This window comes from Streptomyces sp. NPDC030021 (assembly GCF_055574035.1).
This window is the reverse complement of sequence record NZ_JBVIAH010000024.1, coordinates 11,241-38,001: the sequence shown is the minus strand read 5'-3', so window position 1 is coordinate 38,001 and position 26,761 is coordinate 11,241. Positions and strand designations below refer to the sequence as shown.

General features: G+C 71.2%; 24 protein-coding genes. 17 read left to right on the top strand and 7 right to left on the bottom strand.

The features are described 5' to 3' along the window. Position 1: 1 nt before the first annotated feature. The 13 genes from ACZ4YL_RS34545 to ACZ4YL_RS34485 all read left to right on the top strand — a co-directional run bounded on the left by ACZ4YL_RS34545 (position 2) and on the right by ACZ4YL_RS34485 (position 13,939). Positions 2 to 328 (top strand): TcmI family type II polyketide cyclase, encoded by a 327-nt coding sequence (locus ACZ4YL_RS34545; RefSeq protein WP_468121796.1) that lies wholly within the window; start codon positions 2 to 4, stop codon positions 326 to 328. After that, complete coding sequence (locus ACZ4YL_RS34540; protein WP_468121794.1) at positions 325 to 1,584, top strand: beta-ketoacyl-[acyl-carrier-protein] synthase family protein; 1,260 nt, start codon at positions 325 to 327, stop codon at positions 1,582 to 1,584. The genes ACZ4YL_RS34545 and ACZ4YL_RS34540 overlap by 4 nt, the downstream gene beginning before the upstream one ends. Continuing rightward, positions 1,581 to 2,756 (top strand): ketosynthase chain-length factor, encoded by a 1,176-nt coding sequence (locus tag ACZ4YL_RS34535; protein ID WP_468121792.1) that lies wholly within the window; start codon positions 1,581 to 1,583, stop codon positions 2,754 to 2,756. The genes ACZ4YL_RS34540 and ACZ4YL_RS34535 overlap by 4 nt, the downstream gene beginning before the upstream one ends. Further along, positions 2,753 to 3,043: an acyl carrier protein gene (locus ACZ4YL_RS34530; RefSeq protein WP_468121791.1), complete on the top strand. Its 291-nt coding sequence runs from the start codon at positions 2,753 to 2,755 to the stop codon at positions 3,041 to 3,043. Before ACZ4YL_RS34535 ends, ACZ4YL_RS34530 begins: the two co-directional genes overlap by 4 nt. Continuing rightward, on the top strand, positions 3,040 to 3,819 hold the full coding sequence (locus tag ACZ4YL_RS34525; protein ID WP_468121789.1) for an SDR family NAD(P)-dependent oxidoreductase: 780 nt from the start codon (positions 3,040 to 3,042) through the stop codon (positions 3,817 to 3,819). Before ACZ4YL_RS34530 ends, ACZ4YL_RS34525 begins: the two co-directional genes overlap by 4 nt. A gap of 12 nt (positions 3,820 to 3,831) precedes the next feature. Then, the gene (locus ACZ4YL_RS34520) at positions 3,832 to 4,782 is read left to right on the top strand and encodes an aromatase/cyclase (RefSeq protein ID WP_468121787.1); all 951 of its coding nucleotides are present in this window, start codon (positions 3,832 to 3,834) and stop codon (positions 4,780 to 4,782) included. Positions 4,783 to 4,790: 8 nt separating this feature from the next. Then, positions 4,791 to 6,146, top strand: a complete 1,356-nt coding sequence (locus ACZ4YL_RS34515) for an FAD-dependent monooxygenase (protein ID WP_468121786.1) — start codon at positions 4,791 to 4,793, stop codon at positions 6,144 to 6,146. After that, positions 6,143 to 7,075 carry an ACP S-malonyltransferase gene (fabD, locus tag ACZ4YL_RS34510; protein WP_468121784.1) on the top strand — a complete coding sequence of 311 codons (933 nt, stop codon included), beginning with the start codon at positions 6,143 to 6,145 and terminating at the stop codon, positions 7,073 to 7,075. Before ACZ4YL_RS34515 ends, fabD begins: the two co-directional genes overlap by 4 nt. A 13-nt stretch (positions 7,076 to 7,088) precedes the next feature. Further along, positions 7,089 to 8,123: an acyltransferase domain-containing protein gene (locus tag ACZ4YL_RS34505; protein ID WP_468121783.1), complete on the top strand. Its 1,035-nt coding sequence runs from the start codon at positions 7,089 to 7,091 to the stop codon at positions 8,121 to 8,123. Positions 8,124 to 8,646: 523 nt separating this feature from the next. Beyond that, a complete protein-coding gene (locus ACZ4YL_RS34500) occupies positions 8,647 to 10,497 on the top strand; it encodes an AAA family ATPase (RefSeq protein WP_468121782.1) in 1,851 nt (616 codons plus the stop codon). Positions 10,498 to 10,838: 341 nt separating this feature from the next. After that, positions 10,839 to 11,855: an NAD-dependent epimerase/dehydratase family protein gene (locus tag ACZ4YL_RS34495; protein ID WP_468121781.1), complete on the top strand. Its 1,017-nt coding sequence runs from the start codon at positions 10,839 to 10,841 to the stop codon at positions 11,853 to 11,855. A gap of 393 nt (positions 11,856 to 12,248) precedes the next feature. Further along, positions 12,249 to 13,235 (top strand): dTDP-glucose 4,6-dehydratase, encoded by a 987-nt coding sequence (rfbB, locus tag ACZ4YL_RS34490; RefSeq protein ID WP_468121779.1) that lies wholly within the window; start codon positions 12,249 to 12,251, stop codon positions 13,233 to 13,235. Continuing rightward, entirely contained in the window at positions 13,190 to 13,939 is a 750-nt protein-coding gene (locus ACZ4YL_RS34485) for a 4'-phosphopantetheinyl transferase family protein (RefSeq protein ID WP_468121778.1), read from the top strand. Before rfbB ends, ACZ4YL_RS34485 begins: the two co-directional genes overlap by 46 nt. A 632-nt stretch (positions 13,940 to 14,571) precedes the next feature. On the opposite strand, the gene ACZ4YL_RS34480 is transcribed toward ACZ4YL_RS34485, so the two are convergent. From ACZ4YL_RS34480 to ACZ4YL_RS34470, 3 genes are all read right to left on the bottom strand, one after another. Continuing rightward, the gene (locus tag ACZ4YL_RS34480) at positions 14,572 to 15,804 is read right to left on the bottom strand and encodes an MAB_1171c family putative transporter (protein ID WP_468121776.1); all 1,233 of its coding nucleotides are present in this window, start codon (positions 15,802 to 15,804) and stop codon (positions 14,572 to 14,574) included. Continuing rightward, positions 15,801 to 16,367: a ParH-like protein gene (locus ACZ4YL_RS34475; RefSeq protein WP_468121775.1), complete on the bottom strand. Its 567-nt coding sequence runs from the start codon at positions 16,365 to 16,367 to the stop codon at positions 15,801 to 15,803. Before ACZ4YL_RS34475 ends, ACZ4YL_RS34480 begins: the two co-directional genes overlap by 4 nt. A gap of 100 nt (positions 16,368 to 16,467) precedes the next feature. Then, positions 16,468 to 16,899 (bottom strand): XRE family transcriptional regulator, encoded by a 432-nt coding sequence (locus ACZ4YL_RS34470; RefSeq protein ID WP_376163141.1) that lies wholly within the window; start codon positions 16,897 to 16,899, stop codon positions 16,468 to 16,470. A gap of 184 nt (positions 16,900 to 17,083) precedes the next feature. Here ACZ4YL_RS34470 and ACZ4YL_RS34465 point away from each other — a divergent pair, with 184 nt between their 5' ends. Further along, positions 17,084 to 17,755, top strand: coding sequence for a DUF6426 family protein (locus tag ACZ4YL_RS34465; RefSeq protein ID WP_468121774.1), 672 nt, complete (start codon positions 17,084 to 17,086; stop codon positions 17,753 to 17,755). A 165-nt stretch (positions 17,756 to 17,920) separates the two neighbouring features. On the opposite strand, the gene ACZ4YL_RS34460 is transcribed toward ACZ4YL_RS34465, so the two are convergent. Further along, positions 17,921 to 18,928, bottom strand: coding sequence for a TauD/TfdA family dioxygenase (locus ACZ4YL_RS34460; protein WP_468121772.1), 1,008 nt, complete (start codon positions 18,926 to 18,928; stop codon positions 17,921 to 17,923). Positions 18,929 to 18,969: 41 nt separating this feature from the next. After that, complete coding sequence (locus ACZ4YL_RS34455; RefSeq protein WP_468121771.1) at positions 18,970 to 19,968, bottom strand: hypothetical protein; 999 nt, start codon at positions 19,966 to 19,968, stop codon at positions 18,970 to 18,972. Between the two features lie 433 nt (positions 19,969 to 20,401). Here ACZ4YL_RS34455 and ACZ4YL_RS34450 point away from each other — a divergent pair, with 433 nt between their 5' ends. Continuing rightward, positions 20,402 to 20,530 (top strand): hypothetical protein, encoded by a 129-nt coding sequence (locus ACZ4YL_RS34450; RefSeq protein WP_468121769.1) that lies wholly within the window; start codon positions 20,402 to 20,404, stop codon positions 20,528 to 20,530. Positions 20,531 to 20,682: 152 nt separating this feature from the next. On the opposite strand, the gene ACZ4YL_RS34445 is transcribed toward ACZ4YL_RS34450, so the two are convergent. Both ACZ4YL_RS34445 and ACZ4YL_RS34440 read right to left on the bottom strand, forming a co-directional pair. Beyond that, the gene (locus tag ACZ4YL_RS34445) at positions 20,683 to 21,426 is read right to left on the bottom strand and encodes a hypothetical protein (protein WP_468121768.1); all 744 of its coding nucleotides are present in this window, start codon (positions 21,424 to 21,426) and stop codon (positions 20,683 to 20,685) included. After that, positions 21,423 to 22,763, bottom strand: coding sequence for a right-handed parallel beta-helix repeat-containing protein (locus ACZ4YL_RS34440; RefSeq protein ID WP_468121766.1), 1,341 nt, complete (start codon positions 22,761 to 22,763; stop codon positions 21,423 to 21,425). Before ACZ4YL_RS34440 ends, ACZ4YL_RS34445 begins: the two co-directional genes overlap by 4 nt. A 79-nt stretch (positions 22,764 to 22,842) precedes the next feature. Here ACZ4YL_RS34440 and ACZ4YL_RS34435 point away from each other — a divergent pair, with 79 nt between their 5' ends. Beyond that, on the top strand, positions 22,843 to 24,012 hold the full coding sequence (locus ACZ4YL_RS34435) for a Dyp-type peroxidase (RefSeq protein ID WP_468121765.1): 1,170 nt from the start codon (positions 22,843 to 22,845) through the stop codon (positions 24,010 to 24,012). A gap of 171 nt (positions 24,013 to 24,183) precedes the next feature. Then, positions 24,184 to 26,379 (top strand): SdrD B-like domain-containing protein, encoded by a 2,196-nt coding sequence (locus ACZ4YL_RS34430; RefSeq protein ID WP_468121763.1) that lies wholly within the window; start codon positions 24,184 to 24,186, stop codon positions 26,377 to 26,379. Positions 26,380 to 26,761 lie beyond the last annotated feature (382 nt).

Genomic DNA, 26,761 nt, shown 5'->3' with positions numbered 1-26,761 from the left:
CTTGTACAGCTCTCTGATCGTCGCCCGGATGGACCCCGGCCACGCGGGCGCGGTGGCGGACGTCTTCAGCGCGTTCGACGCCACCGACATGCCTGCGCGGATGGGCACCCTGCGCCGCGAGCTCTTCCGGTACCGCGGCCTCTACTTCCACCTCCAGGACTTCGAGACCCCCGACGGGACCGCCGCGGTGGAGGCGGCGAAGACCGACCCGCGGTTCATCGGCATCAGCAACGACCTCAAGCCGTACATCGAGGCCTACTCCCCGACCTGGCGGTCGCCGAAGGACGCGATGGCCGAGCGCTTCTACCACTGGAGGGCCGAGCGTTGAGCCGCCGCGTATTCATCACCGGGGTCGGGGTCGTCGCACCCGGCGGCGTCGGCCGCGACGCCTTCTGGGACCTCCTGACCCAGGGGCGTACCGCCACCCGGAGGCTCAGTCTCTGCGACCCGGAGCCGTTCAGATCCCAGGTGGCCGCCGAGGTCGACTTCCGGGCCGAGGCCGCGGGACTGACCGAGCAGCAGTCCGTGGAGCTGGACCGGGCAGCCCAGTTCGCCCTGGTCGCCGCCCGTGAGGCGGTGGAGGACGCGGGCTGGCGGGACACGTGCCCGCCCGACCGCGCCGGGGTCGTCGTGGGCTCCGCCGTCGGCGCCACGACCAAGCTGGAGGAGGTCTACCGGCAGCTCAGCGCGGACGGGTCCCTCTGGGACGTGATCCCGGACTCCCCCGCCCAGCTCTACTCGTACTTCGTGCCCAGCTCCTTCGCCGCCGGCATCGCCCGGGAGTTCGGCGTCACCGGGCAGAGCGGCGTCGTGTCGACCGGCTGCACCTCCGGGATCGACGCCGTGGGCAACGCGTGGGAACTGATCCAGGACGGCATCCTGGACTCCGTCGTCTGCGGGGCCACCGACGCGCCCATCTCGCCCATCACCGTCGCCTGCTTCGACACGATCAAGGCGACCTCGACCTACAACGACACCCCGGAGACCGCCTCCCGGCCGTTCGACGCGACACGGGGCGGATTCGTCCTCGGCGAGGGCAGCGCGATGTTCGTCCTGGAGTCCGAGGAGTCCGCCCTGCGCCGCGGCGCGCGCGTCTACGGCGAGATCAAGGGGTACGCCAGCCGCTGCAACGCGTACCACATGACCGGCCTGAAGGCCGACGGGCGTGAGCTGGCGCAGGCCGTCACCGCCGCCCTGACCCAGGCCCGGATGGACCCGGGCGAGCTCGACTACGTCAACGCCCACGGCAGCGGGACCAAGCAGAACGACAGGCACGAGACCGCGGCGCTCAAGGTCTCCCTGGGCACCGCCGCCCGCCATGTGCCCATCAGCTCCATCAAGTCCATGGTGGGCCACTCGCTGGGGGCCATCGGCTCGCTGGAGATCGCCGCGTGCGCCCTGGCGCTGCGGTACGACGTGATCCCGCCGACGGCCAACCTCACCCGGCCGGACCCGGAGCTCGACCTGGACTACGTACCCGTACATGCGAGGAAACAGCAGACCGACGGAATCCTGACGACCGGCAGCGGTTTCGGAGGGTTCCAGAGCGCCATGGTCCTCGCGGATCCGGAGAAGCGCTCATGACCGCACACATCACCGGCATCGGTGTCGTCTCCCCGCTGGGCCTGTCCCGGGAAGAGCACTGGAAGGCCCTCCTGGACGGGTGCAGCGGCCTGGGTCCGACCCGGTCGTTCGACTCCACCCGCTACGACAACCCCATCAGCGGCGAGGTCCCCCACTTCAGCCAGGAGGAACTGCCCAGAAGGCTGCTGCCCGCCACCGACCGCATGACACAGATGTCGCTGGTCGCCGCAGCAGGGGCGTTCGACGACAGCGGCATCGACAGGGACCAGGTCGACCCCCTCGACATCGGCGTCATGACCGCCTCCACCGCGGGCGGATACGCGTTCGGGCAGAAGGAACTGCAGAACCTGTGGTCCAAGGGCCCCAAGTACGTCAGCACCCACCAGTCCTACGCCTGGTTCTACGCGGTCAACACCGGCCAGATCTCCATCCGCCACGGCTGCCAGGGGCACAGCGGAGTGATCGTCGCCGACGACGCCGGCGGCCTCGACGCGATCGCGACCGCCGCCCGCCGCCTGGCGCGCGGGAACCGCGTCATGCTCACCGGCTCGGTGGACAGCACCATGTGTCCCTGGGGGCGGGTCGCGCACACCTCGACCGGCCACCTGTCGAAGTCCGCCGACCCGCGCACCGCGTACCTGCCGTTCGACGAACGGGCAGGCGGGTGGGTCAACGGCGAGGGCGGGGCCCACCTCGTCCTCCGGTCCGAGAGCGACGGCCGGTACGCGTCGGTGCTCGGCCACGGGGCGACCGTGGACGACCCGCGGGCCGACCCGGGGGCGGGTCTGGTCCAGGCGATCCGCCTCGCACTCGACGCGGCGCGGCTGCGCGCCCGCGACATCGGCGTGGTCTTCGCCGACGCGGCCGGCACCCGGCAGGCGGACCGGGCCGAGGCCGCCGCCCTCGCGGAGGTCTTCGGGCGGAACTCCGTCCCCGTCACCGCGCCCAAGGCGGCCACGGGCCGCATGGGCTGCGGAACCGCCTCGCTCGACGTCGCCACGGCGGTACTCGCCCTGCGCGACCAGACGATCCCCCCGACCGTCAACGTCGAAGCGGACGCGTCCCTCGGGATCAACCTGTGCACCGCGGCCGCCCCGCACCGCATCACCCACGCCCTGGTGCTCGCCAGGGGCATCGGTGGGTTCAACTCCGCCCTGATCGTCGGGGCATGACCGAAGGAGAGAACGACATGACCGCACGCGTCACCATGGACGACCTCAAGCGCGCCCTCCAGGAGGGCTCGGGGGTCGACGAGGGCGTCGACCTCGACCGGGACCTCCCGACCAAGGCGTTCGCCGACCTCGGCTACGACTCCCTGGCCGTCCTGGAGACCGGCCTGCGCCTCGGACGCGAGAACGACATCGAGATCGACGACTCGGTGTTCAACGACCTCGACACGCCCCAGCAGCTGCTGGACGCGATCAACCAGGCCCTCGAGAACCAGGCGGCGGCATCATGACGGCTCTGCGTCACGCCCTCGTCACCGGCGGGTCGAGCGGCATCGGCAAGGCCGTCGCGCAACGCCTCGGGAAGGCCGGGCACACCGTGTCGATCTGCGGCCGGGACCCCGAGAAGCTCCGGTCCGCCGCCAAGGAACTGGCCGAACTCGGCGTGCCCGTCACCACGTTGAGCGCCGACGTCAGTGACCCCCAGCAGGTGCGCGAGCTGGTCGGCCGGGCCGTGGAGGCGAGCGGGCCCATCGGGATCCTGGTCAACAACGCCGGCAGGAACGGCGGCGGCAAGACGGCGGAGCTGACCGACGAGCTGTGGCGGGAGGTGCTCAGCACCAACCTCGACAGCGTCTTCTACGTCACCCGGGAGGTGCTGGCCCGCGGCGGCATCCACGAGGTCGAGCACGGCCGCATCGTCAACATCGCCTCCACCGCGGGCAAACAGGGCGTCCTGCTGGCCGCCCCCTACTCCGCCTCCAAACACGGCGTGGTCGGCTTCACCAAGGCCGTGGGCAAGGAGCTCGCGCCCCAAGGCATCGCGATGAACGCGGTCTGCCCGGGATACGTGGAGACGCCGATGGCCACCCGGGTGCGGCGCGCGTACGCCGACGCCTGGGAGACCACGGAGGCGGAGGTCCTGTCCGCCTTCGAGGCGAAGATCCCGCTCGGCCGGTACAGCACGCCCGACGAGGTCGCCTCCCTCGTCGAGTACCTCACCACCGAAGGCGCCGCCTCGATCACGGCCCAGGCACTCAACGTGTGCGGCGGCCTCGGAAACTTCTAGGAGATGATCCGCATGACCGACCGGCCCCGCGTCGACGTGCACACCACCACGATCAGCAGCAGCGCCGACGAGGTGTACCGCCGCTTGGAGAGCGTCGGACAGTGGTCCCAGATGTTCGAACCGACCATCCACAGCACGGAACTGGCCCGGGAGGGGAACAAGCAGACGATCCAGCTGTGGGCCGTCGCCAACGGGGAACCCAAGTCCTGGGTCTCCGAGCGTCACCTCGACCCCGTCGCACGCACCATCCGCTTCGCGCAGACGGTCACCGCGCCGCCCGTCGCGGAGATGTCGGGCGAGTGGAAGGTCCTGCCCCTGACCGAGGACAGCTGCTCCGTCCGGCTGACGCACACCTACCGCGCGGAGGACGACTCCGAGGAGGCGCTCGCCTGGATAGCCAAGGCCGTGGACACCAACAGCACCAAGGAACTCGCGGCGCTGAAGACCGCCCTCGAACGCGAGGCGGACAGCGAGCTGAGCGCCTTCACGTTCGCGGACTCGGTGGAGACGACGGCCGACCCCGTCCTGCTGTTCTCCTTCCTGGACCGCGGCGAACTGTGGTCCGGACGGCTGGACCACGTCGCCGAGGCCGAGATGAAGGAGTTCTCCGACGGGCTGCAACTGCTCCGGATGCGGACGAGGACCCCGGACGGCGACAGCCACGTCACGGAGTCCTACCGGGTGTCCCAGAGCCCGGCCAGGCTGCTGTACAAGCAGGTGACGCTGCCGGCGCTGCTGGACCTGCACACCGGCGAGTGGACCATCTCCCCGTCCGGCGAGAGCTGGAAGGTCACCTCGAAGCACACGGTGGCGATCGACCCCGAAGCGGTGCAGAAGGTCCTCGGCCCGGACGCGACCGTCGCGGACGCCAAGGAGATCGCCCGGCGGAACCTGGGGAACAACAGCCTGCGGACCCTCGAAGCAGCGGTCCGCTGGGCCGATGCCGCCGCGCCGCAGCGGTGAGCGGGAACGTGACCGCGCCCGAGGTCTCCGACGTCGTCGTCGTCGGCGCCGGGCCCAGCGGCCTGCTCCTGGCGGGGATCCTCGCCGGGGCAGGCGCGCGGGTCACCGTACTGGAATCGCGCGGCGCGCCGGACCCGCAGATCCGCGCCTCGACCCTGCACGCCCGCGCCATGGAGATCTTCGACTCCCACGGAGTGGAGTTCGCACCTGAGCTGCCCCACAGCACCCACGGGCACTACGGCGGCCTGCCCGTGGACCTCTCGCACGTCGAGTCCGACCGGGCCGGCGTCTGGCGGTGCCCGCAGCCCGAACTCGTACGGACACTGAGCGGCTGGGCCGGCCGCCACGGCGCGCGGCTGCTGTACGGGGAACACGTGGAGTCCGTCCACGGGCAGGGCCGGCACCGTCTGGTACGCACCCGGACCGGCCGGACCTTCGGCGCGGCGCTGCTGGTCGCGACGGACGGACAGCAGAGCACGGTCCGTGCGCTGCTCGGCATCGCCTGCGAGGGTGCCCCGGCCACGCGCGTCCTGGTGCAGGCCGACCTCCGCCGGTGCCGCGTGCCGGGACGGCGCTTCGAGCGGCGGGGGCGTTACACCGTCACCGCCGCCCCGCTCAGCGACGAGGTCACGCGGCTGATGATCCACGATCCGCGGTGGCCCGTGGGCCGGCCGCGCACGGCGGAGGACCTCCGCGCCGCCTGGCACGCCGCCACCGGCGAGGTGCTGCCGGCCGAGCCTTCGTGGCTGCGGACGTTCAGCGACGACACGAGCGTCGCGCACCGACTGGTCAAAGGCCGTGTCGTGCTGTGCGGTGACGCGGCCCATCCCTTCATCCCCATCGGAGGGCAGGCGTTGAATACGTCCCTGATGGACGCCGAGGCACTCGGCTGGCGGGTCCTGGCGCACCTGGAGGACGGGGACCCGCAGGGGCTCCTGGAGTACGGGGAGGAACGCGCCGCCTGGCTGGACGTGCTCGCGCGCAGACTGCGCGCGCAGGCGCGCCTGCTGTTCGACACCGACGAGGCAGCCACCGCGCACAAGGCGCGCGTGGCCGAGCGCCTGAACAGCGACGAGGCCTACCGGCAGAAGATCGCCGACTCCCTGGCGGGTGTCGACGTGTGCTACCCGGCGGCCACCGGCGGGATCCGCCGCCGTCTCGGCCCGGCCCAGCTGCGCGAGGCCGGGGCCGCCCGCCGCACGACCCGCGTCCGACGGGGGTCCGTGACCGACGGCGGCACCCGGGTGGACGCCTGGATCAGGCCCGATCACCACTGGTACCCGACGGCCCCTGACGAGGCCCGGCAGGACTGGAATGACGCGGTGCGCCCGCTTGACGACCACGAAGCCGAGGTGGCGCGGTGAAAGCGTTCCTGTTTCCCGGCCAGGGGACCCAGAAAGTCGGCATGGGCTCCTACCTGCGCGAGGAGTACCCGGGCCTGGTCGAGCCGCTGTGGCAGGAGGCGGACGAGATCCTGGGGTACTCCCTGACCCGCCTCTGCGAGGAAGGGCCGGTCGAGAAGCTGCGGCACATGCCGGTCACGCAGCCGGCCGTCTTCCTGTGCAGCTACACGGCCCTGGTCGCCGCGCGGGCCAAGGGCGCGGAGCCGGACGTCGTCGCGGGCCACAGCCTGGGCGAGTACTCGGCTCTCGCGGCGGCCGGTGTGCTGACCTGGAGGGAAGTGCTCCAGCTCGTCCATCGCCGTGGTGAGCTCATGGCGCAGGTGCAGGAGCGGGTGGACGGGAAGATGGCGGCCCTCCTCGGACTGCCGATCGAGCAGGTCGAGCGGGCCTGCGCGCGGGTGCGGTCCGACACCGGGGAGGTGGTCGAGGTGGCCAACCACAACGAGCCCCTCCAGGCCGTGGTCTCCGGCCAGACCGCCGCCATCGACCTGCTGGTCGAGCGGGTCACGACGATGACGGACGCCCGCGCGACCGTGCTGAGGATCGGCGGCCCGGCCCACTCCAGTCTGATGGGCAGCGCGACGGCGGACTTCGTGGAGTACCTGCAGCGCTTCGACTTCCGGCCGCCCCGGGTGCCCCTGATCTCCGGTTCGACCGCCGCACTGTACGCGTCCGGTGAGGAGATCAAGCGCCAGCTCGGCGATCAGCTGGTGCACCGGGTGCGCTGGGTCGACGTGATGGCCGAGCTCAAGCGGCTGTCGGTGTCGCGGACCTGGGAGCTGGGACCGGGCAAGGTCCTCTCGGGGTTCGTCCGGAGGTCGCTGCCCGGCGTGCCGACCTATCGTGCCAACGACCTGCCGTCCTTCCTGGCCGGCGTGACGGGCTGGTGAACCGGTGAATCACATGGTGCGACGAGCGCCGACCGCTGCCCGGGGGGAGCGGTCGGCCGACGGGGCGGGCACCTCGCCCGGCCCCCTCGTCCTGATGCTGCCCGGCCAGGGTTCGCAGTTCGGCGCGATGGGGGCCCCGCTCTACGACGCCGACCCCCGTTTCCGGCGGGCGCTCGACGACTTCTTCGACGCGTTCGGCGCCGGCGCGCAGCGGCTCAGGCAGGTGTGGCGTCACGGCTCTCCCCGGGAACTAGAGCAGGGGGCCTTCGCCCAGCCGCTGCTCTTCGGGATCGGCTACGCCGCCGGAAGGGTCTGGCTGGAGGACCTGAAGGGCGCCGACGTGACCCTGATCGGGCACAGCGTGGGTGAATTGGCGGCGGCCACGCTCGCGGGCGTCTTCGACCTCGAACTGGCCGGTGCGCTCCTGAAGGAGCGGGCCCGGCTGCTCGAAGAGGCTCCCCGCGGCGGCATGATCGCCTGCCGCGGCACGGAGGCAGAGGTTCAGGAGCACCTCGACGCCCTGGGCGGACGGGCTGTCGTCGCGGCGGAGAACGCGGACAACCAGTGCGTCGTGAGCTGTGCGGAGGAGGACCTCCCGGACATGGTGCGAGGCCTTGGCGCCCAGGGGGTGCCGTGCATGCGCGCCGCGGCGGCCGAGCCGTTCCACTCCCCGCTCCTGGCCCCGGCCGCCCTTGAGTTCGAGGAGTTCCTGGCGCGGCGCGAGCGGGAGCTGTCGCCGGCGAAGTCACCGATGGTCTCGGCCTACTCGGCACGAAGGGTCAGCGACCGGAATACGGAGCCAGCTCGGTTCTGGACGCATCAGATGGCTGAAAAGGTGTTCTTCTGGAAGGCGATCGTCAGCAACTGTGGTTCCAGTCCGCACACATTTGTGGAGATCGGCCCCGGAACGGTCCTTTCCATGGCTGTCCGCCGGTTGCCGTCGGTTCGCGGCGGAGGTTCCGAAGTAGTCACCACGATGCCGCGTCATCGACGTGAGGTCGAACAGTGGAATTCCGTCCGGCGTGAGGTGGTCGAGCTGTTCAGTTGAGTTCTCAACGATTCTTAATGGGGCCGGGGTGAGGGCTCCTGAAGTCGTGCTGTGTGCAGAATGTGTCAAAAGTTTGCATGTTCCAAAAAATAAGTACATGGATCGGAAGATACTGGTACTGTTGCCGAGCGTTGAACAGTTGCTGATTCCGCAGATGTTTTCTCGTCCTCTTCTCTCCGGTGTCCCTCTCGAATCTCGCTCCCCCTTCTTTCTTCAGCTTTTTTCGCTGCGCGTCAGGAGGTTGATGGCCAAGATCACGCGGAAGGCTCTTTGATAAATATTCACCCTGGCCGGGTCGAATAGTTAGCACGGGGGAAATGCAATGGGTTTAATCCGTTTCGATGTGCTGGGGTCACTCCGGGTGCGGTGCGACGACGCGCTTGTGCGGCTGACCGGACAGAAATACCGGACCGTGGTTTCGTGCCTCGCTCTCCATCCCGAGAATTCGGTGAGAATGGAGGAACTCCTCCACGCCGCATGGAAGGGGAAGCGTCCGTCCAGCGCCCACCACCAGGTGCGGAAGATGATTTCCGCGCTCAGGCTCAGCTTCGACCAGGGCTGGGACCTGGTGGCGACGTCCCACGAGGGCTACATGCTGAAGTTGACGCCCGAGCACTCCGACGTCTCCGAGTTCTGCCGGCTCTACGACCGGGCGATGTCGAGTGCCTTCGCGAGCGACGAGGACCTGTCGGTGGCGTATTCGGCGCTGGCGCTCTGGCGGGGGAGGCCCTGCGAGGGATCGGAGCCCCGCGGGCAGGAGCACTGGATCTCCGAACTGGTGGAACAGCACCGGGTGCTCGTGAACAAGACGGTGCACGCCTTCCAGGAGCGGGGACGCTCCGACGAGTTGACCTCGATACTGCGCGTGGCGTCGAAGATCCACAGGCAGCCGGTCCACCCGCACTCCGATACCGCCCTACCCGCCCCGGCCGGCCGGCCGTCGGGCGGGACGCACGCCCGCGAGAGTCCGGTACCGCCGCCCCTCCCGGCACGGCCCGGCGTCCCGGTCGGGCCGAACTGCCTGCCGCGGGACCTCCAGGACTTCGGCGGACGCGAACGCGAGATCGACGAACTGCACACCCTCCTCTCGGGGCAGGGGACCCACTCGCCGTCGGTGGCGACCCTTCACGGAATGGGCGGAGTCGGGAAGACGGCTGTCGCCGTCCGGCTGGCGCACCTGCTGGCCCGCCACTATCCGGACGGCCAGCTCTTCGTCTCCCTGGACGGCTTCTCGCCGTCCTGCACGGCCAGCGTGTCCAGCGCGCTCGGGGTGCTGCTGCGGCAGAAGGGCATCCCGGACGACGAGATCTCCTCGTCGGAGGAAGGGCGGCTGGCGCAGTGGCGGACCATCACGGCCGGTCAGCGGCTGCTCGTCGTGCTGGACGACGCCCGCGACATCGAGCAGGTGGAACCGCTCATACCGCCCTCGCGCGACAGCGCCTGCATCATCACCTCCCGCATCATCCTCAACGGCATCGACGGAGCTCATCACACCTCGCTCGAAGTGCCGGACGAGGACGAGTGCCTGGAAATGCTCAGCTGCATGCTCGACCAGCGCTTCGAGAGCCTCGACACCCAGGACGCGCGGGCGCTGATCCAGCAGTGCGCCAACCTGCCGCTGGCCCTGCGCCTGGCGGCGGCGCGCATCTCGACCCGCGACTTCCTCGACCTCCGGGAGCTCAGCGACCGGCTCGCCGCCACCTCCGTCTTCAACGAGCTGGAGGTGCCCGGACGCAGCCTGATCGGCCGGCTCATCACCTCGTTCACCTCCCTGGAAGACTTCGACCACGACCGCTATCTGCGGCTGTCGCTCCTGCCCTGCCCCGATCTGGACGAGACCTCGGTCGCGGCCGCGCTCGGCCTGTCGACCGATCTGGTTCGGTGCGCCTGCCGGCGCTTCGCCGACCGGGCGCTGTTGCAGCGGACACGGGCCGGCGCCTACCGGGTGCATCCGCTGCTGCTGCACGCGGCGCACCTGGAAGCACAGAAGAAGATCACGTTCGACGAGCAGCGCCGCGTCATCCGCGCCGCCTTCCTCCACTACAAGGCATCGAACGGCCTCGTGGGCTCCAGCCGTGTCAGCCCCTCGCCGAGTCCTGACGGGCATGTGGTGCTGAGGACCCTCACCCGGTCCGCCGAGCTGGCGGCGCGGCTCGACCTCCAGCAGGAGTTCATCGAACTGTGCGTGGCCTGGGAGGGGATGGTCAGCCAGGTGCTGGACACGCGCCAGCAGGAAGTGGTGTGGAACCTCGTGCGCGACGCGACGCAGCAGTCCTCGCAAGCCGCATCGCAGCACCACCCCGGACCGCCCGCACGAGAGCACGTCACGAACGTCGCCCGGGGCAGGGAGACGGAGCTCGTCCGCCTGACCTAGCGCTGTGACCGGAAAGGTTTGCCGGGTTGCGGCGTCCGGTGCATGGGGTCTCCCCAGGCCCGCAGGGCCTGGGAGAAGCATCGCGCGGCGGAGGGGCGCCCGTGTACTGGACGTACTCGGGTGTCCCGACAACCTGGCGGTCCCCCCCCCGGACGGAGTCTGGGGGATGAGGTGCCGTGCCGGGCGGGCCGGGCCCGGCAAGATCCGGAAGAGACGGCCTGGTCCCTGGTCCCTGGTCCAACGGCGGCCCTCTTCGCGCGAAGGGCCGGAACTCCACGCCGTGCGCGTGATCGGCACAAGACGCCTCCACCCGTGATCCCCAGAGGAAAGGAAGTCGGACGATGGGCCGTGTCCTTCCGTATCCGCCGGACGGCGAGGTACTTCTGCTGCCGAGACAGTACGGACCGGCAGCGGGCGAGCAGGCCGTCACGACGAGGGAAGTCGTGGTGGGCGGGGGAGGCCTTCTGGGGAGGCACGTCCGCGCCGCGCTGGGCGGCCGGCTGAGCGAACGGGTGCGCGTCCCCTGGGACGACCACGCCCTCGCCTGTGCCCGACTCTACGAACTGGGAAGGGAGCTGGCCGCTCGAACCGACCGCTGGAACCTCTACTGGTGCGCCGGCCTGGCCGTGTTCCACACCCCTGCCGAGCAGGTCGAGCGAGAACGCGTCCAGGTCGGTCGGCTGCTCGCGGGAATCCACGACGGACTCGAACGGTCCGGCCTCCCTTCCGACGGCGCCCTGTTCTTCGCGTCGTCGGCGGGCGGTGCGTACGCGGGCTCGGCACACGCGCCCTTCACCGAGTTCTCCACCCCCGCTCCCCAGAACGCCTACGGCGAGGCCAAACTCGCCGTGGAGAAGGAGGCCGAGGCCCTGTCGCGCCGATGGCGGCTGCCCGTGGTGGCGGGCCGGATCACCAACCTCTACGGTCCCGGACAGAACCTCGGCAAGAACCAGGGACTGGTCAGCGCCCTCGTCAAAGCACAGCTGACCGGAGAACCCCTGCGCCTGCGGGCCGCGCCGAGGACGACGCGCGACTACATCTACGCGCGGGACTGCGCACGGATGGCGGTCGCGACGATGGATGCCGTGCGTTCCCGCACCCTGGGCAGGGACCCGTACGTCTGCAAGATCTTCGCCAGCGGGCGGTCCTTCCGGATCGACGGGCTTCTGGAGGTGGCCGAGCGCCTCTTCGACCAGCCGGTGCCCGTCCTCCACGAGTACCCGGCGGGCGGCGCGAGCACGGACTTCTCCGTCACGTCCCGGGTGTGGGCGGACCTCGTGCCGTCCCCCTTCCTCAACATCGAGGAAGGGATGCGGGCCGTCCGTGCGGACCTCAGATACCGGCTCGACCTCGACTAGGCCGTCTCTTCCGGATCTTGCCGGGCCCGGACCGGCCGCCCACCCGGCCCCCGGCACCGCCGTGTCCACCACCGCGCAGGCCCTGAACGTCCGTGGCGGCCCGGACGATTTCCGACCCGGGGAACAGGAGTCGACCAGGGCAGCCGCCCACCCCGGAGGACGGCCGCCGTATCCCGGCACGACTGCTTGGAGGCAAGGACAGTCCGTTACGTCATGGGAATCGCCGAGGCCGGCTGACAACCCCCACTTCGAACCGCGGAGAGTCATGTCCCTCATCTCGCCCCACGCCCCCCAAGCCCCCCGAGGTACCCACCCAGCCGGGCGCCGCTCTTTCCCCACCCTCGTGAGCGGCGCCGCCGTCGGCCGGCTCTCCGAGCCGAAGGAGGCCGTGTCATGAGGTTCCTGGTGACCGGGGGCGCCGGGTTCATCGGCTCCCACTACGTACGGTCCCTGCTCGCGGGGGAGTACAAGGGGGCGGAGAACGCCAGGGTCACGGTCCTGGACAAGGAGACCTACGCCGGGAACCGCGCCAACCTGCCCGCGGAGCACCCGCGGATGACCTTCGTCCGCGGCGACGTCTGCGACCGGGAGCTGCTGCTCGACCTGCTGCCGGGGCACGACGCCGTAGTCCACTTCGCCGCGGAGTCGCATGTCGACCGCTCCGTCACGGGCGCGGCCGAGTTCTTCCGCACCAACGTGCTCGGTACGCAGACCGTCCTCGACGCGGCGCTGGTCACCGGCGTGGAGCGCGTCGTGCACGTCTCGACCGACGAGGTGTACGGCTCGATCGAGAAAGGTTCCTGGACCGAGGACCGGCCGTTGCTGCCCAACTCCCCCTACGCGGCGTCCAAGGCGGGCTCCGACCTCGTCGCCCGCTCCTACTGGAACACCCACGGCCTCGACCTCTCGGTGACCCGCTGCTCCAACAACTACGGCCCGTACCAGCACCCCGAGAAGCTGATCCCGCGGTTCGTCACCCATCTGTTCGAGGGCACTCCGCTCCCGCTCTACGGCGACGGACGGAACCGCCGCGAATGGGTGCACGTCGACGACCATTGCCGGGCCGTGCACCACGTGCTGATGTGGGGCGGGGCCGGCGAGATCTACAACGTGGGCGGCGGAAACGAACTGACCAACCTGGCCCTGACCGAGCGGATCCTGCGGCTGTGCGGAGCCGACCGGTCGATGATCCGGTACGTCACCGACCGAACGGGACACGACCTGCGGCACTCCCTGGACGACACCAAGATCCGTGAAGAACTCGGCTGGTCGCCGCGCATCGCTTTCGACGAGGGGCTCGCCGGGACTGTCGCCTGGTACAGGGACAACCCCCAGTGGTGGAAGGCGGCCTGGAACCCGTCGTCGGCGGTCCTGCCCTGATGCCGGTGATCGACGAGATCCTGCCCGCCGCCGTGGCGGTCTCCGAGGCGTTCGCCGACGATCCCGCCGCCTTCCTGTTCCCCGAGGAGGAGGCGGCGATCGCGCGGGCCGTGCCCGGCCGCCGCCGTGAGTTCGCCACGGCCCGCCTCTGCGCCCGCCGGGCGCTGGCCAAGCTGGGGCGGCCGCCGGCCCCCCTGCTGCCGGGCGCACGCGGAGCCCCCTCATGGCCCGCGGAGGTGGTGGGCAGCATGACGCACTGTGAGGGCTACCGGGCGGCCGCGGTGGCGCGCCGTGGCGACTTCGCCGCCCTCGGGATCGATGCCGAACCCCACCGGCCCCTTCCCGCGCATGTGCTGGAGGCCGTCGCGGTGCCCGCCGAACACGCCAGGCACCGCGTGCTGAGCGCCACTGTCCCGCGGGTCTGCTGGGACCGTGTGCTGTTCTGCGCCAAGGAGGCGGTGTACAAAGCGTGGTTCCCGCGGACCGGCCTGCCGCTGGAGTTCGGAGAGGCCGACATCGCCTTGCGTACGGACGGTTCGTTCACCGTCCGCGTCCGACGCCGCCACCCCTCCCCGGAGCACTTCACACCCCTTGCCTACGAGGGCCGCTGGGTCGCCACCTCCGCCCTGGTGGCCGCCGCCGTGGCCGAACCCGCCACCGTCCCGTCCACCGCCGCGGGGCCCGTACGTGCCGCGGACCGCTGAACACGAGAGCGCCGGTCCCGGACGCGGCCGACCACATCGCAGACTGGGCGAAGAAATTGTGGACAGTCAACAAAGCGCGATGTTGAGGCAGACGCCATCCGGCAGGCTCGCCAGATGCGCGAGCAGACGGGGCACGGGGACGGCGCCGTCGCACCAGCTCCTCGGGAGCGGGCTGTCGGGAGGGGAACCCGCCCGGGACCGCTGACCGGGCGGCCGGCGGCGCGGCCGCGGTGGCCGTTGACGCACCTGCGCGGGCCGGACTCTGAGCTCGCGCGAGGATGGAGGTGTGGGGGATCCGCGAGGCGCAGGCCTGGCACACCTCGGCCAGAGTCCAGAATGGTTCGCCTGATCGCAGTCCTCAGGCGTGCGGCTCTGCTCCGACGCCGATCCACCGTACCGATCGGGCGCGCGGTGATGCCTTCTTCTTCGGCTTGCGGCGTTGGCTGCTGCCCTTCCCTCGTGTCCATCTCCGGCAACGAGTCTTGGGTGCGCCCCGACGGACTGCCACTGCTGCCCCTCGTCGCCGCCATCCGAGGTACAGGTTCACGTCACCGGGTCAGGCGGGTGACGTCCCGCAGCGGCCCGCCGCGCCCAACCCCGCACGCGGAGGCCGGACCCGCACCCGTCCGCCGTCAGGAACCCGGCGCGTCGACGGGGTGGAGGTCCAATTCCGTCCGGACGCGGCGTCGGATGGTCGCGACGACGGGAGAGTGGGTGAACGCTTCGGCGACGAGGGCGAGTCGGGAGCTCTCGGTGCGGAGGTCGGGAGCGATGGTGGGCGGGGTGTGGCCGTGGGTGCCCGGGTACGGGTAGCGCCGACCGGCGGCCAGCGCCTCCAGTGCGGCCGCGAAGACCGCGGCCTCGACGGTCGCGGCGGTGCGCCGCTGGTCGAGGCGGGCCGCGCGGCAGGCTTCGGCGGCCCACTCGGGTACCCCGGCGTGGAGGTGTGCGCGGAGGGCGAGCTGCCCGTCGCGGATCTCGATGACCCGCCGGTAGAGGGCGAATTCGGGGTTCACGGTCAGGCTGCCGAGGCGGCTTCCGGTGGTGGGCGGTTCCAGGGCGATCTCGGGGCGGACGGCGTACAGGGCCGACCAGAGCGGGCCGATGCGGCGGTGGTTGCGGCGGGCGCGCATGCGGTGGACCGGCGCCGCCAGGCGGTCCCCCCAGGCGGTGAGGGTCATTCCGCAGATGATCAGCACGAGCGTGGCCAGGCCTACGGAGGCGGAGTACAGGTTTGCCCCGCCGTTCTGACGGCCCGTGCGGAACGCGGAGATCAGGGGGAAGACACTCCGGGCGGACCAGAGCAGCCCGCAGGCGCCGGCTGCGACGATCAGCCACAGTCCCGTCCGCAGGAGGCCCGGGCCGAGCTGCCGGACCGAGCGGTGGATCATCACGGTGAACAGCCCGACGCACCAGAGGCTGTGGACGGTGAAGAGCACGTCGTAGCCGGTCAGCGCCGCCCGTCCGCCGTCCTCGACGGTGAGCATGGAGCCCACCGGCGTTACCCCGGCTGCCCGGTAGAGGACCGCGGAGGCCACCATCACCAGGACCGAGCCGACGACCTGCCACCTCATCCGGAGGCGGTTGCGGCCGCCGGGCCGCACGGCCAGCACCGTCAGGACGAGGAAGCACTCGGCTGCGAGTTTGAGCTCGGCGGACAGTAGGGGCATCAGGCGGCACGACGGCGTGGTGATGTGCAGGCCCTGGGTCAACGGCGTCAGGACCATGGACAGTCCGATGGCGACCGTGAAGGCGACCAGGTGGCGGGCGCCGGGCTGGAGCGGGCTGCCGCGCCAGAGCCGGATCCGGAAGAGGAGCCCGACGATCGCGACGGCCCCGGCCAGCCACGAGACCGTGCCGATCACGGCGCGGCCGGCGGGCGGTGCTGCAGGCGCCGCGGGGTGTCGAGGATTCCGCAGAGCCCGACCGTCTCCTCGCTCGGGTGCGCGGCGCCGGGCGCGGCCGGACCACTGGGTCTGGCTGTGCGGTGCAGAACCAGCGAGGCGAAGAGTTCGGCCTCCTGCTCCTGGGTGCTGTCGTACACGCTGCGCCCCAGCACCCGGCGGACCAACTCACCGGAGAGGTGCGGCACCAGTACCGCGACGCCCGCGTGGGCGGAGTGCCCGGCCGCCGGCGCCGCGCCCTGGTGGCCGCGGAGCAGGTGGCCGACCTCGTGCAGCACGATGTGCTGCTGGTGCAACGGGGTGGTGTCGGTCGGGTAGCCGATGTACTCGGCGCGGTCGGTGCTCAGCAGCATGCCGCAGGTGCCGGCGGCGCCCGCGGGCAACGGGAGGAACTCGACCGGTCGGCCCATGCGTGCGGACAACACCTCGGCGAGGGCGGGCAGTTCGAACGGATCCGGCAGGGCCAGCGTCGCAGCCAGCCGCCGACAGCGCCGCCAGAGCCTGCGCCGCTCCCCGTTCGTCATTTCCGCCCCCAGCCGTCGCGCCTCCCGTTGACCGACCCTGGTGGGGTGTCGGCCCCGCGTGCCCAGCGCGCCCCGCGCACCGGACAACGCCTCCGCGAGATCACTCGGAGGACCGGGCTCTCGCCTCGCGGCGGGCGATCGCTTCGATCATGTCGCTGATGGTACCCAGCCCCTCCGGCGAGAGGGTCACGGCCCGGAGGGCGACGTCGTGGACGCCGGCGTCCCGCAGTGCCCCGAGCAGGGCCAGCTCCTCGGCGATCCGCGCGCCCTGCTCGTCCTCGAAGAAGTAGGCGGGCGGTACCTGGAAGAAGTGGGCCAGGGCTTCGAGGTGACGCTTGGTCGGGTTGTCGCGCCGCCCGGTGCGCAGCTGCCAGAGGTAGGTGGCGGAGAAGCTCTCGCCGGTCGCTTCCCGGCAGGCCCGGGCGACTTCCTCGTTGCTGTGCGGCTCCCCGCCCGGCCGGCGGACCGTCCGGAAGAGCTGCTCGATCCGGTCCGCGAGGGTGGCTGGTGCACCCGGCCCGTCTGCCGTCACTGTGCGCCTCCCCGTCCTGCCTATGTGTCCGGCACCATCGTACTCATTCATTTCAGCTAACGCGCGGATGGCTGAAATTCATCCTAGCTAATGCCCTGAGGCTCTGTCAGTGTTGCGCCGACGCCCCGACAGTCGCAGAACTGTTCGAACGGGCTTCCCCGAGCCGAACCCTCAAGGAGCACCAGTGAAACTCCGGACGTCCCTGGCAGCCGTCACCGTCGGCGCCTCGCTGCTCACCGCCGTGCCCGCCGCGGTGGCCCCCAACCTGGCCGCCGCGGTCGGCGATTGCTACATCATGTGGCCCCAGTTCGACGACGCCATGGGGTGCGCCACCACCTTCTCTGAGACCATCAACTGGAGCAACGGCGGCATCGGTGACACGTATGACATGCAGCGGGTCGAGATCGTGGGGAAGTCCGAGCGCGTGAACCCCCCGTACAACCCCTTCGGCTGGGAAAGCGTGCCCGGCAGCGGCGGCGGAGGCCCGAGCGGGGGATCCAACGGCGGCGCCAAGCCCTACAGCTACGGCCAGAAGTGGACCGTTTTGACGGACTGTCTGCAGAACAATTCCGGGGTCGACCAGGAGTTCAAGAAGGACTCCACCTACACCGTCAACTACGAGGTGAGCGCGAACGCCTCGGTGAAGGCCGTCGAGGTCCTCAACGCCAGTCTCGGAACGAAGGTGAGCTCCACGGAATCCCGGGTCACGGGCTGGAAGGTCACCATCAAGGCGGGTCAGAGGATGGGTCTGGCGGTGGAGTACCAGACCATCACCTACCTGGTCTCCACCGGCAGCCGTGCCGAGCTCGTGAACGTCACCGCTCCGACCGCCATGGTCGCCGGCGTCCCCTGCTGACGGCCCGCGTGCGTACGGCGTCCAGCGTCCTCAGATCGGGCAGGTCGAGGGTGTAGCGCATGTAGCCGCCGTGCCGGCGGGCCGTGAGACCGCTCGCGGCCCGCCGGCGGTGCGCGCACCCGGGCGCGTGGACGGCCGACACGGCGACGGTGAAGATGTGCCTGGTCAGCGGGCGAGTACGTGGCCGTCGTGGGGGCGGTGGTCGCGGGAGCGGCGCAGGTCGGTGGTGACGTAGGTGCGTTGCAGCCAGCGGTCTGCTCCGTCATAACGAGGGTGGAAGGCGGTCCGTCCGTGGACGGTGACGCGGTTGTCGATGACGACCAGGTCGCCGGGTGTCAGGCGCAGGGTGCGGGCACTCGCCTCGCAGGCGCGGCCGAATTCGGTCAGTGCCGCGGCGGCCCGGGGGGTGAGCGGAGTAGTGACGAGTTGGGCCATGCGTATGTCGGGGTCCTCGACTGCCCCGGAGAGCACCGCTCGGGGCCTGCGGCCCGGCTCACCGGCGGCGTCGGGGCTGAAGGAGGGTGGTGGTGTGGTGATGAACTCCGGTTCGAACAGGGCCTGACGGCTGGCCGGGGTGAGGTGCGGCAGTGCCTGGCGGATACCGGCGATGCGCATGCCGGCGCGTCGGTCGTGGTCGGCGCGCAGGCACAGGAAGACCACATAGTCGGGTGGGTGGGGGTGGAAGCCGTTCTCGGTGTGGAAGGACAGTGGCACCGATCCGGCGTTGCCGTGGAAGGTCTCCTGCCCAGGGACGGGCACGACGTCCTGCACGAGGGCGCCGGATTTCTCGGCCAGGTAGGCCAGGGGCTCGCCGAGCCCGCATGCCACCATGGTGAGCACCGCGGCCGAGATGGTGGCTTGGCGCTGGACCGAGCCGGGTACGGTCGGCGTCGGGGGCAGCGCCGCCTGATCGACGGGCAGGCCGCCGATCACCAAGGTGCCGTGCGGGCCGGAGTGCCGTCGGAACCGGCGCACCTCACGGCGCAGCAGTAGCGGAAGGTCCTCCCAGGCGTCCCGGGCCCGTGCCACCCACTCGGGGTTGTCGACCTGGTCGTGCCCGCGGCTGCACAGGGTGCGGGCCAGCCGCTCGCACGCGCCGGCATCGGCCGGGTCAAGTGCCCTGTCGGCGGCGACGGCAGAACGCGGGGTGGTGTCGGGCGTCGTCTCGGGCATCAGGGTCTCCTGCCGGAGGTGGGGGCGGCGGACACGCGGACTCACGAGTGGCGCAGGCCGGCCACGGCGTCGGCGATGTAGTGGTCCCCGAATCGGATCAGCGAGGCGTACTGGGCCGCGCGGCGATGCCGCATCAGCCGCAGTTCGGCGACCGCGTTGTCAGGGCCTTCGGGCTTCTGCGCGATGGAACGGCGCAGGTGCACCATCGAGTACGCGAGGGTGACGTGCCGTTCACCGTCCACGATGTCGGCTTCCAGGAGGGCACCCCGTGCCTCGGCCAGCTCCGGGGCGCGGGCCGCCAAGTGCTCGTAGGAGTCGGGAACCACGGACAGCAGGTCCTTCATCGCCGCCCGGAACAGCTTGTATCCGCGATGCTGGCGCCCGCTCAACGGGACGTCCACCGACGGAGGCGCCATGGTGTGGCGTATCGCCGCCATGTAGTAGTCGGCCGGGATCGTACTGGCGTGAGCCATCGCCGCCGGGAAGCCGCGCACGTACACCGTCGCATCGGCCAGCCGCGTGAGCGCGGCAACGCCGTCGCCGAGCCGCAGATGGTGGGCGGCGTCGGCCACGGCAACCGCGGCGCAGACGTTGAACAGGACATGGACCTGGTGACCGATGAGCCACCGAGCACTCCACACACTCTCCAACGACGATCCCGCACCGGCCTCGGGGACGGCCACCGGCGGGACGGAGCCATGATCCGCGCCCGGAGCTGCGCCGGTGAGATCGAGCACCGACCGCCGCATCCCGGCCACCTCCAGCGCCAGGTCGGAACCCGACAGCGGAGCGTCACACAGATCTTCCAGACCGCGGTGGATGACCAGGACACCGTGCAGGGCAGCCTGTTGATCCGACAGCTCCCGCTCACGGACCTGGAAGAACGACTGACTAGTCGACTCGGCCGGCAGTCCCTCACCGACCACGGCCGGAGCCAGATCCGACAGCGAGGCCGCCAACTCACCGGCGACCGTGGCGGCCTGCCGCAGCGCGAGGGTGCGCTCGACAGGTCTGGCATGGCTCGACACCGCGGCCAGCACGCGCGCGGTCTGCTTCGCCTCAGCATCGACCCGTGGACCCAACACCGGGACGGACCGGCCGCCTCGAGGCTCTCGGAAGACAGCGACAGCAGGATGACCGGCAACCGGTGATAAGCCCATGGTGGAAGTACTTCGCCAGGAACACTCCGCGCGAAACCTGATCTGCGAGACCGTTCCCATGCAGCGCACCGGAGTTGGCAGAGAAGGTGAGCGGCGGCGAGCCCGGTACGCCCGCGGACTCCGTCCGACTCAGGCCGTCAGCGCCGCCGCCACCGCGCCTCTGGCACCCGCTCCGCGGACTGGGCATCGCGCGTTCGGTGCTCCTCCACGGGACGCGGTGGAGGCGGGCGCAGCCGGACGACCTGCCGAACCCCATGACAGCGGCCCGCCGATTCATGGCCGCCGTCACCCGAGTCCGGCTACGGCCCCCGGCGTGCGGCCACCCGTGCGCTGGGCCGCCGACAGCCGCTCCCAGCGGATGGCCCGGCTGCAGGCCCGCGCCGCCGAGAACGTGGCCGAGGCCGAGCCTCAGCCGGCGAGGGCGGCCTACTCCAGCGGCTGACGATGCGATTGGCGGCTCGTCCGGATCCGGCCCCAGGCCCTGCTGGTCGATGTGGTCGCCCACCCAGCAGACGAACGCCCCACAACAGATGGCGATCGTCCACTGAGCCCGGCAGCGCGTCGAGGCGGTGTTGGCCGCGGCCGTGCCCCTGATCAACGCGGAGCGGTTGCCTGCGCGAGTTGGGCCGGCGGGTCGGGAAGGGGCTTGGCCGGGCGGGTCAGGTGGAGTTCGGCGGTGGCCCACCGGACCTCGCCGCCGAGGCGGGCCTGGAAGCGCAGCAGCCGGCCGTCGGCGTCGATCCAGTAGCGGGTGTTGCCGAGCCGGCCGCGTCCCGCGGGGGCGCCCGGGGCTCCCGGGCCGGCCGCGACGATGACGGGGACGTCGTCGATCCGGTCGTCGCGCAGCCAGCGTGCGTCGCTGCGGGCCAGGAGTTGTGCGTTGTCGGGCCTGTCGGAGCCGAGGTGCAGGAGGAGGAGCAACAGGGAGTCCAGCGCTGTCGAGTGCGGCCGGAGTGGATGGAACTCCCACCCGGAGGCGGGTGGCCGGTCCGGGAGCCCCCCGGTCCACCGGGGGCGGGTGGCGACCCCGTGCGGGCTCCAGTGCACCAGCTCGTGGGTGGGAGGTGTGGCGTCGTCGCGGATCTCCGCGTAGCCGTGGTGGCCGCGCCAGTCGATGCGCCCGGTGAGGGTGAGGGTCCGGCCGTGGGACGGGATGGTGGCGGTGACGTCGCCGGTGCCCCGACGGTAGGTGGCGAACCGGGCCAGCGCCATGCGGTCGGCTTCCGCGGAAGTGAGGCGCCGGGGTGCGGCGGCCTCGGTGTCGCGGGCCGGGGCGGAGCAGGCGGTGAGTGCGAGCAGGGACGCCGGCACAGCGGACAGGAAGGTGCGGCGGTTCATCGGCGGTCCCGGCTGTGGTCCGCGAGCAACGTCGGTGAGGGCACGGGGACGTCTGCCGGATCGACCGGTGCGGGCGCTGTGACGGGTGTGGCCGGTGCGGTGGCGGCTCGGGGGAGCTGGGGCTGCGCGGGGGGCAGCGGGACGTCGAGGAACGGGAGCCCAGGAGGTGCCGGCGGGGTGGCGGGCAGTGTGTGGCCCCCAGGCGCAGGGGTGGTGCGACCCGGGCAGGCCATGGCCGTAGCCAGGTCCGCGGGCACCGTGCGCCCGACCGGCCCGGTGAAGCAGTTGCCGGTGCCGGGAGCAAGGGCCGAGGCGAGGTGGGCGGCGTCGAAGGCGTTGGCGGCGAAGACGTTGCCGGTCACCCGGTTGCCGACGGGCGGAAGGTCCTCGGTGGAGGTGAGGACCAGTCCGGCCCGGGGGTGGCCGGTGATGCGGTTGCGCGTGATGGTGTTGTCGCGGCCGCCGGCGATGCCGAGGCCGATCCCGTAGCCGCCATCGGCCTGTTCGGGGGTGCCGGGGGCGGCGTTGCCGGCGATGAGGTTGCCGGCGATGGTGGCTCCGGTCTGGGGAGTGAGGGCCTCGAGGTAATCGGAGCCGATGGTCATCCCGACCCGGTTGCCGGTGAAGCGGTTCCCGACGATCCACAAGGGGCCGCTGGCGTTGGTGTTCTCGTAGCCCACCGCGTTGCGCTCCGCGGTGTTGCCGCGCACGAGGATCCCGCACGGCTTGCACTGACCTACGTAGATGCCCGAATCGGCGCTGCCGGACGCGTAGTTGTGCTCGATGGTCCCGTGGCGGGCGTTGAAGGCGTAGATACCGTAGAGGCCGTTGTTCGCCGCGGTGACGTAGCGGATGCGAAAGCCGTCGAGCGGAGGGTCGGTCGCCGGGTCGAGGCGGTGGTAGCCGTCGCTGCCGCGCCCGACGCCCTCGTCGCCGTTCTTCAGCCCCGTCACCAGGACGCCGTTCTGCAGATGGCTTCGGACGGTGAGGTTCTCGACGGTGACGCCGGGCGCGGTGACCACGATGCCGTTGCCGCGTCGGCCCTCGCCGTCGATGACCACCCGATTGCGGTCGGTGCCGCGCAGGGTTACCTGGCGCGTGCGGAGCCGAACGGTCTCTCGGTAGCGGCCGGGTGAGACCAGTACCAGGTCGTGGGGGCGGGCCCGTCCGAGTGCTGCGGTGATGGTCGGGGCTTCGGCGGGTACGCGGATGGTGACCGGACCGCGCGGGGCGTCGTCGCCCGGGCCAGTGGTTCCGGCGGCGCAGGCGGTCGCCGCCACGCAGGTCAACAGCGCTGCGGCAAGTCGGAGTCGGTGTGGGGAGCGGGAAACGGACACGGTGTGACGTCCTCGTCCGGGAGCGTGCGGAGCGGGCCGCGACAGTCGGCCGTCGATCATTACTGCATAGAGTACTCGCATGAATACACAGCGTGACAACTCTTCGACGGTTCGCCGGTCCCTGCTCGGTCTGCTGCCCATCGCGGCGGCCCTGGGTGCCTGTCGGCCCGACATCCACTCGGTCACCCTGCCGCGACCACGCGCGGCGGGAGACGGATCCCCTGTGCACGGCGGGGCCGAACCGGCCGACGCGCACCAGGCGGGGGTCGACCGCCCGGCGCAACCGCAGACCCACGCGGTGGTGTCGGTGTACGACCTCCCCTTGGAAGCCGGTCCCGCGCGGGTGGCCGCCCGGCTGGGAGAGGCCGTCCTGGAGCTGACCGGGAAACCCGGTACGGGTAAGGCGCTGGGCGTGGATGCCGGAGGCCTGACCGTGACCGTGGGGTTGGGGCCGCGTCCGGTCGGATCCGCCGGACAGGGACTGTCGGGCGGGCTGGAACTGCCGGCCTTCGCCCGTGAGGAACGGACGGCTCGGACGTGGGGCGGTGACCTGCTGGTGCAGGTGTGCGCGAACGACCCGGTCGCCGTCGCCCTCGCCGACACGCGTCTTGCCGAGATCCTCACCGCCGGGGGTGCGTCGGGCCGGTGGTCGCAGGCGGGCTTCCGGCCGCCGGGTGGCGGGCCTGTCCGTAATCTGCTGGGGTTCCCCGACGGGATCGAGAACCCCCGCACGCGCCCCGAACTGGACCGGGAGGTGTGGCTGGACGGTCCCGGCCCGTTCGCCGACGGGACGATCGCCGTCGTGCGGCGGCTGCGCATCGACGTCGCCGGTTTCCTCGACCAGTCCGTCGTCCGGCAGGAGGAGGCGATCGGCCGCCGCAAGGCGGACGGCGCACCGCTCAGCGGCGGGGAGGCGCTGGGCCGGCTCGACCTGTCGGCGAAGACGCCGCGCGGCCGCTACCTGGTGCCGGCCATGGCGCATGCCCGGCGGGCCAATCCGAACGCCACGGGCAGCGGCAGGATGCTCCGCCGGGGATACGGCTACCGCAACGGCCCCGATGACCAGGGGCTGCTCTTCGTCAGCTTCCAGCGCCGGCTCCGGACCTTCATCGCCACGCAGCGACGCCTGGACGACGGCGACGACCTGATGCGGTTTGTGACCGCCACCGCCTCCGGAGCCTTCTTCGTACCGCCCGCGTTCACACCCGAACGGCCCCTTGGCGGAGGCCTCTTGGGGGAGCGGGGCTGAATCCGTTCTTCAGGGCCCAACCCCTTGGTGGGGAGGGTCACTCAATGGTGCGAACTGGACGCCGCAGCCTTTCAGGGAAGATCGGCAACGCGAAACGATGGTCACTCAACGTATTCATCCGCACTTTGCGTGACATCGAGGAGAGTCTTGAGAGCCCTGAGGAAGGCCCTGGTGGCAGTCGCCGCCGGCCTCGCCCTGACCACCGGCGTGCTCCAGCAGCCCGCCCTCGGCGTCGATCCCAGCGACGGCACCGTCCGCATCAAAGTCATCCGAGACTCCAACACCGACGGCCGCCACGACAGCGCGACCGAACCCCCGGCAGCCGGCATCACCGTCGAGCTGACAGACGTCGACGGCAACCAGGTCACCGCAGTGACCGGTCCCGACGGATACGCGGTCTTTCCGCCGAACACCACCCTTACCGGCGGCAAGTACTACGTCCGGATGAAGATGCCCAACGGCTCCTTCCTCCAGCCCACCTTCGGTGCCGCTGGTGGCCTCGCGTCGAACGCCACCGTCATCGACGTGATCGACGGGGACGCCGAGCTCACCATGGGCGTGCGCAACCCGGCCGACTGGTGCGAGGACAACCCCCGGCTGAGCACCGTCTGCCAGGTCGCGGCCACCAAGTCCGGCGGCGTGCGCACCACGGTGACCTTCGACTTCAACGAACGCGGCGACAGCAACAGCGGCAACACCACCACCCTCGCCACGCGCAACGACACGGGCAACACCTACGGCGTCGCCTACCACAAGGCGCAGCGCCGCATCTTCACCGGCGCCCACGCCAAGCGGCACACCGTCTACGGTCCCTCGGGGCAGGGCGCCATCTACGTCACCCCCCGCGCCGGCGGAGCCACCACGCTGTTCACCACCGTCCCCAACGCCGGCACCACCGCGCACCAGGACTCCGTCCGCTTCGACGGCCCCTTCGTCGGCACCGTCGGCAAGGAGTCCCTCGGCGACATCGACATCTCCGAGAACAACCGGCAGCTCTACGCCGTCAACCTCAACGACCGCCGCCTGTACACGTACGACGCCGGGCAGCCGACCGCCGCCGCGCCGGTGACCTCCGTGGCCATCCCCGACCCGGGCTGCCGGGCCGGGAGCGACTGGAGGCCCTTCGGACTCGGCGTGCGCGACGGCGTCGTGTACGTCGGCGGTACCTGTTCGGCCGAGTCCACCCAGAGCGCGGGCGACCTCAGAGCGGCCGTGTGGGCCTACAACCCGGTCACCGCGACGTTCGGCGCGACGCCGCTCCTCACCAAGACCCTCAACTTCCCACGCGGCGAGGCCTCCGTCGGCACCCCCTCGTCCAACCGCTGGTACCCGTGGACGACGGGCGTCGCCACCTTCCCGCAACCGAGCCAGATGGTCGCCCACCCCGAGCCGATCCTGAGTGACATCGCCATCGAGGGCAACGGCGACATGGTCCTCGGCTTCCGGGACCGCTTCGCCGACATGACCGGCTTCCAGATGGAGCATCCCAATACCGCCTACAGCGGCCTGTACTCCACCATTTCCGGCGGCGACCTGAACCGGGCCTGCCGCAAGGCGGACGGCTCCTTCGAGTGGGAGGGCACCGGTAACTGCCCGAACAACGCCGCCACCCGGCCCAATGGCGGCCAGGCCGCCAACGTCATCGAGTTCTACCCGGGTGAGAACTGGCCCAACGTCCACCAGGAGGTCGCCCAGGGCGCCATCGGCCTCTCGCTGCGCGAGGGCCGCCTCGCCGGCACCGCCCTGGACCCGACCAACCAGGCCTGGACCGGCGGCATCGGCTTCTTCGACCGCAACACCGGAAGCCGCGGCACCAACACCTTCGAGCACGGCTTCAGCATCCAGAAGCTCAACGACCCGCTCGACGGCGGCTTCGGCAAGGCCAACGGCCTCGGTGACCTGGAGACGCTCTGCGACGAGCCGGCCGTCCAGATCGGCAGCCGCGTCTGGTACGACCGCAACAAGGGCGGCGCGCAGAGCGTCGACGACGACGAACCGGGCATCCCCGGCGTCACCGTCCAGCTCCTGGCCGAGGACGGCACCCTGATGGCCACCGTCCGCACCGGCGCGGACGGCGCCTACTACTTCGGCCCCGAGCACGGTGTCCGTCCGAACACCAAGTACAAGATCCGCTTCGACAAGTCCACCGCCGACACCAGCGTGATCAACTCCCGCCGCCCGCCCGCCGCGAGCGGCCTCGTGTGGTCCCCCGTGCAGAGCGCCGGCCCGGGCTCCACGGACATCGACTCCGACGCCGTCCCCGAGACTGTGGCCACCGGCCAGTACGCCACCGCCGAAGTGACCACCGGCGTACCGGGCACCGTCGACCACACCATCGACGCCGGCCTCTTCATCAACCGCCTCTGACCCCTCCCGAGACATGGGTCCGCCTGTCGCAGCGCGCTTGGTACCCGCGCTGCGACAGCGGGACCGCGACGCGCATCGAGATCAACTGTCGGGTGGCCGGAACGCCACGGGCAGCAGCGGACCGGGGCCGAGGGACGACCCGAGACCCGCCCCACGACGGGGCAGGAGCTGGACCGTTTGAGCCCCGGCTGCCCGGCTGCCCGGCTGCCCGGCTGCCCGGCTGCCCGGCATGGCGGCCGAGCAGGATGGCGGGCCGGGCATCCAGTGGCCGGGTCCGGCCGGCAGGGGCGAGCGGCCGGCCGCTTGGATCCGTGCACCGAACAGCGCAGATGCGTCCATGCGGTGGTGGAACTGCCCGCTCCCGTCCCGGCCGGTTTCCCCG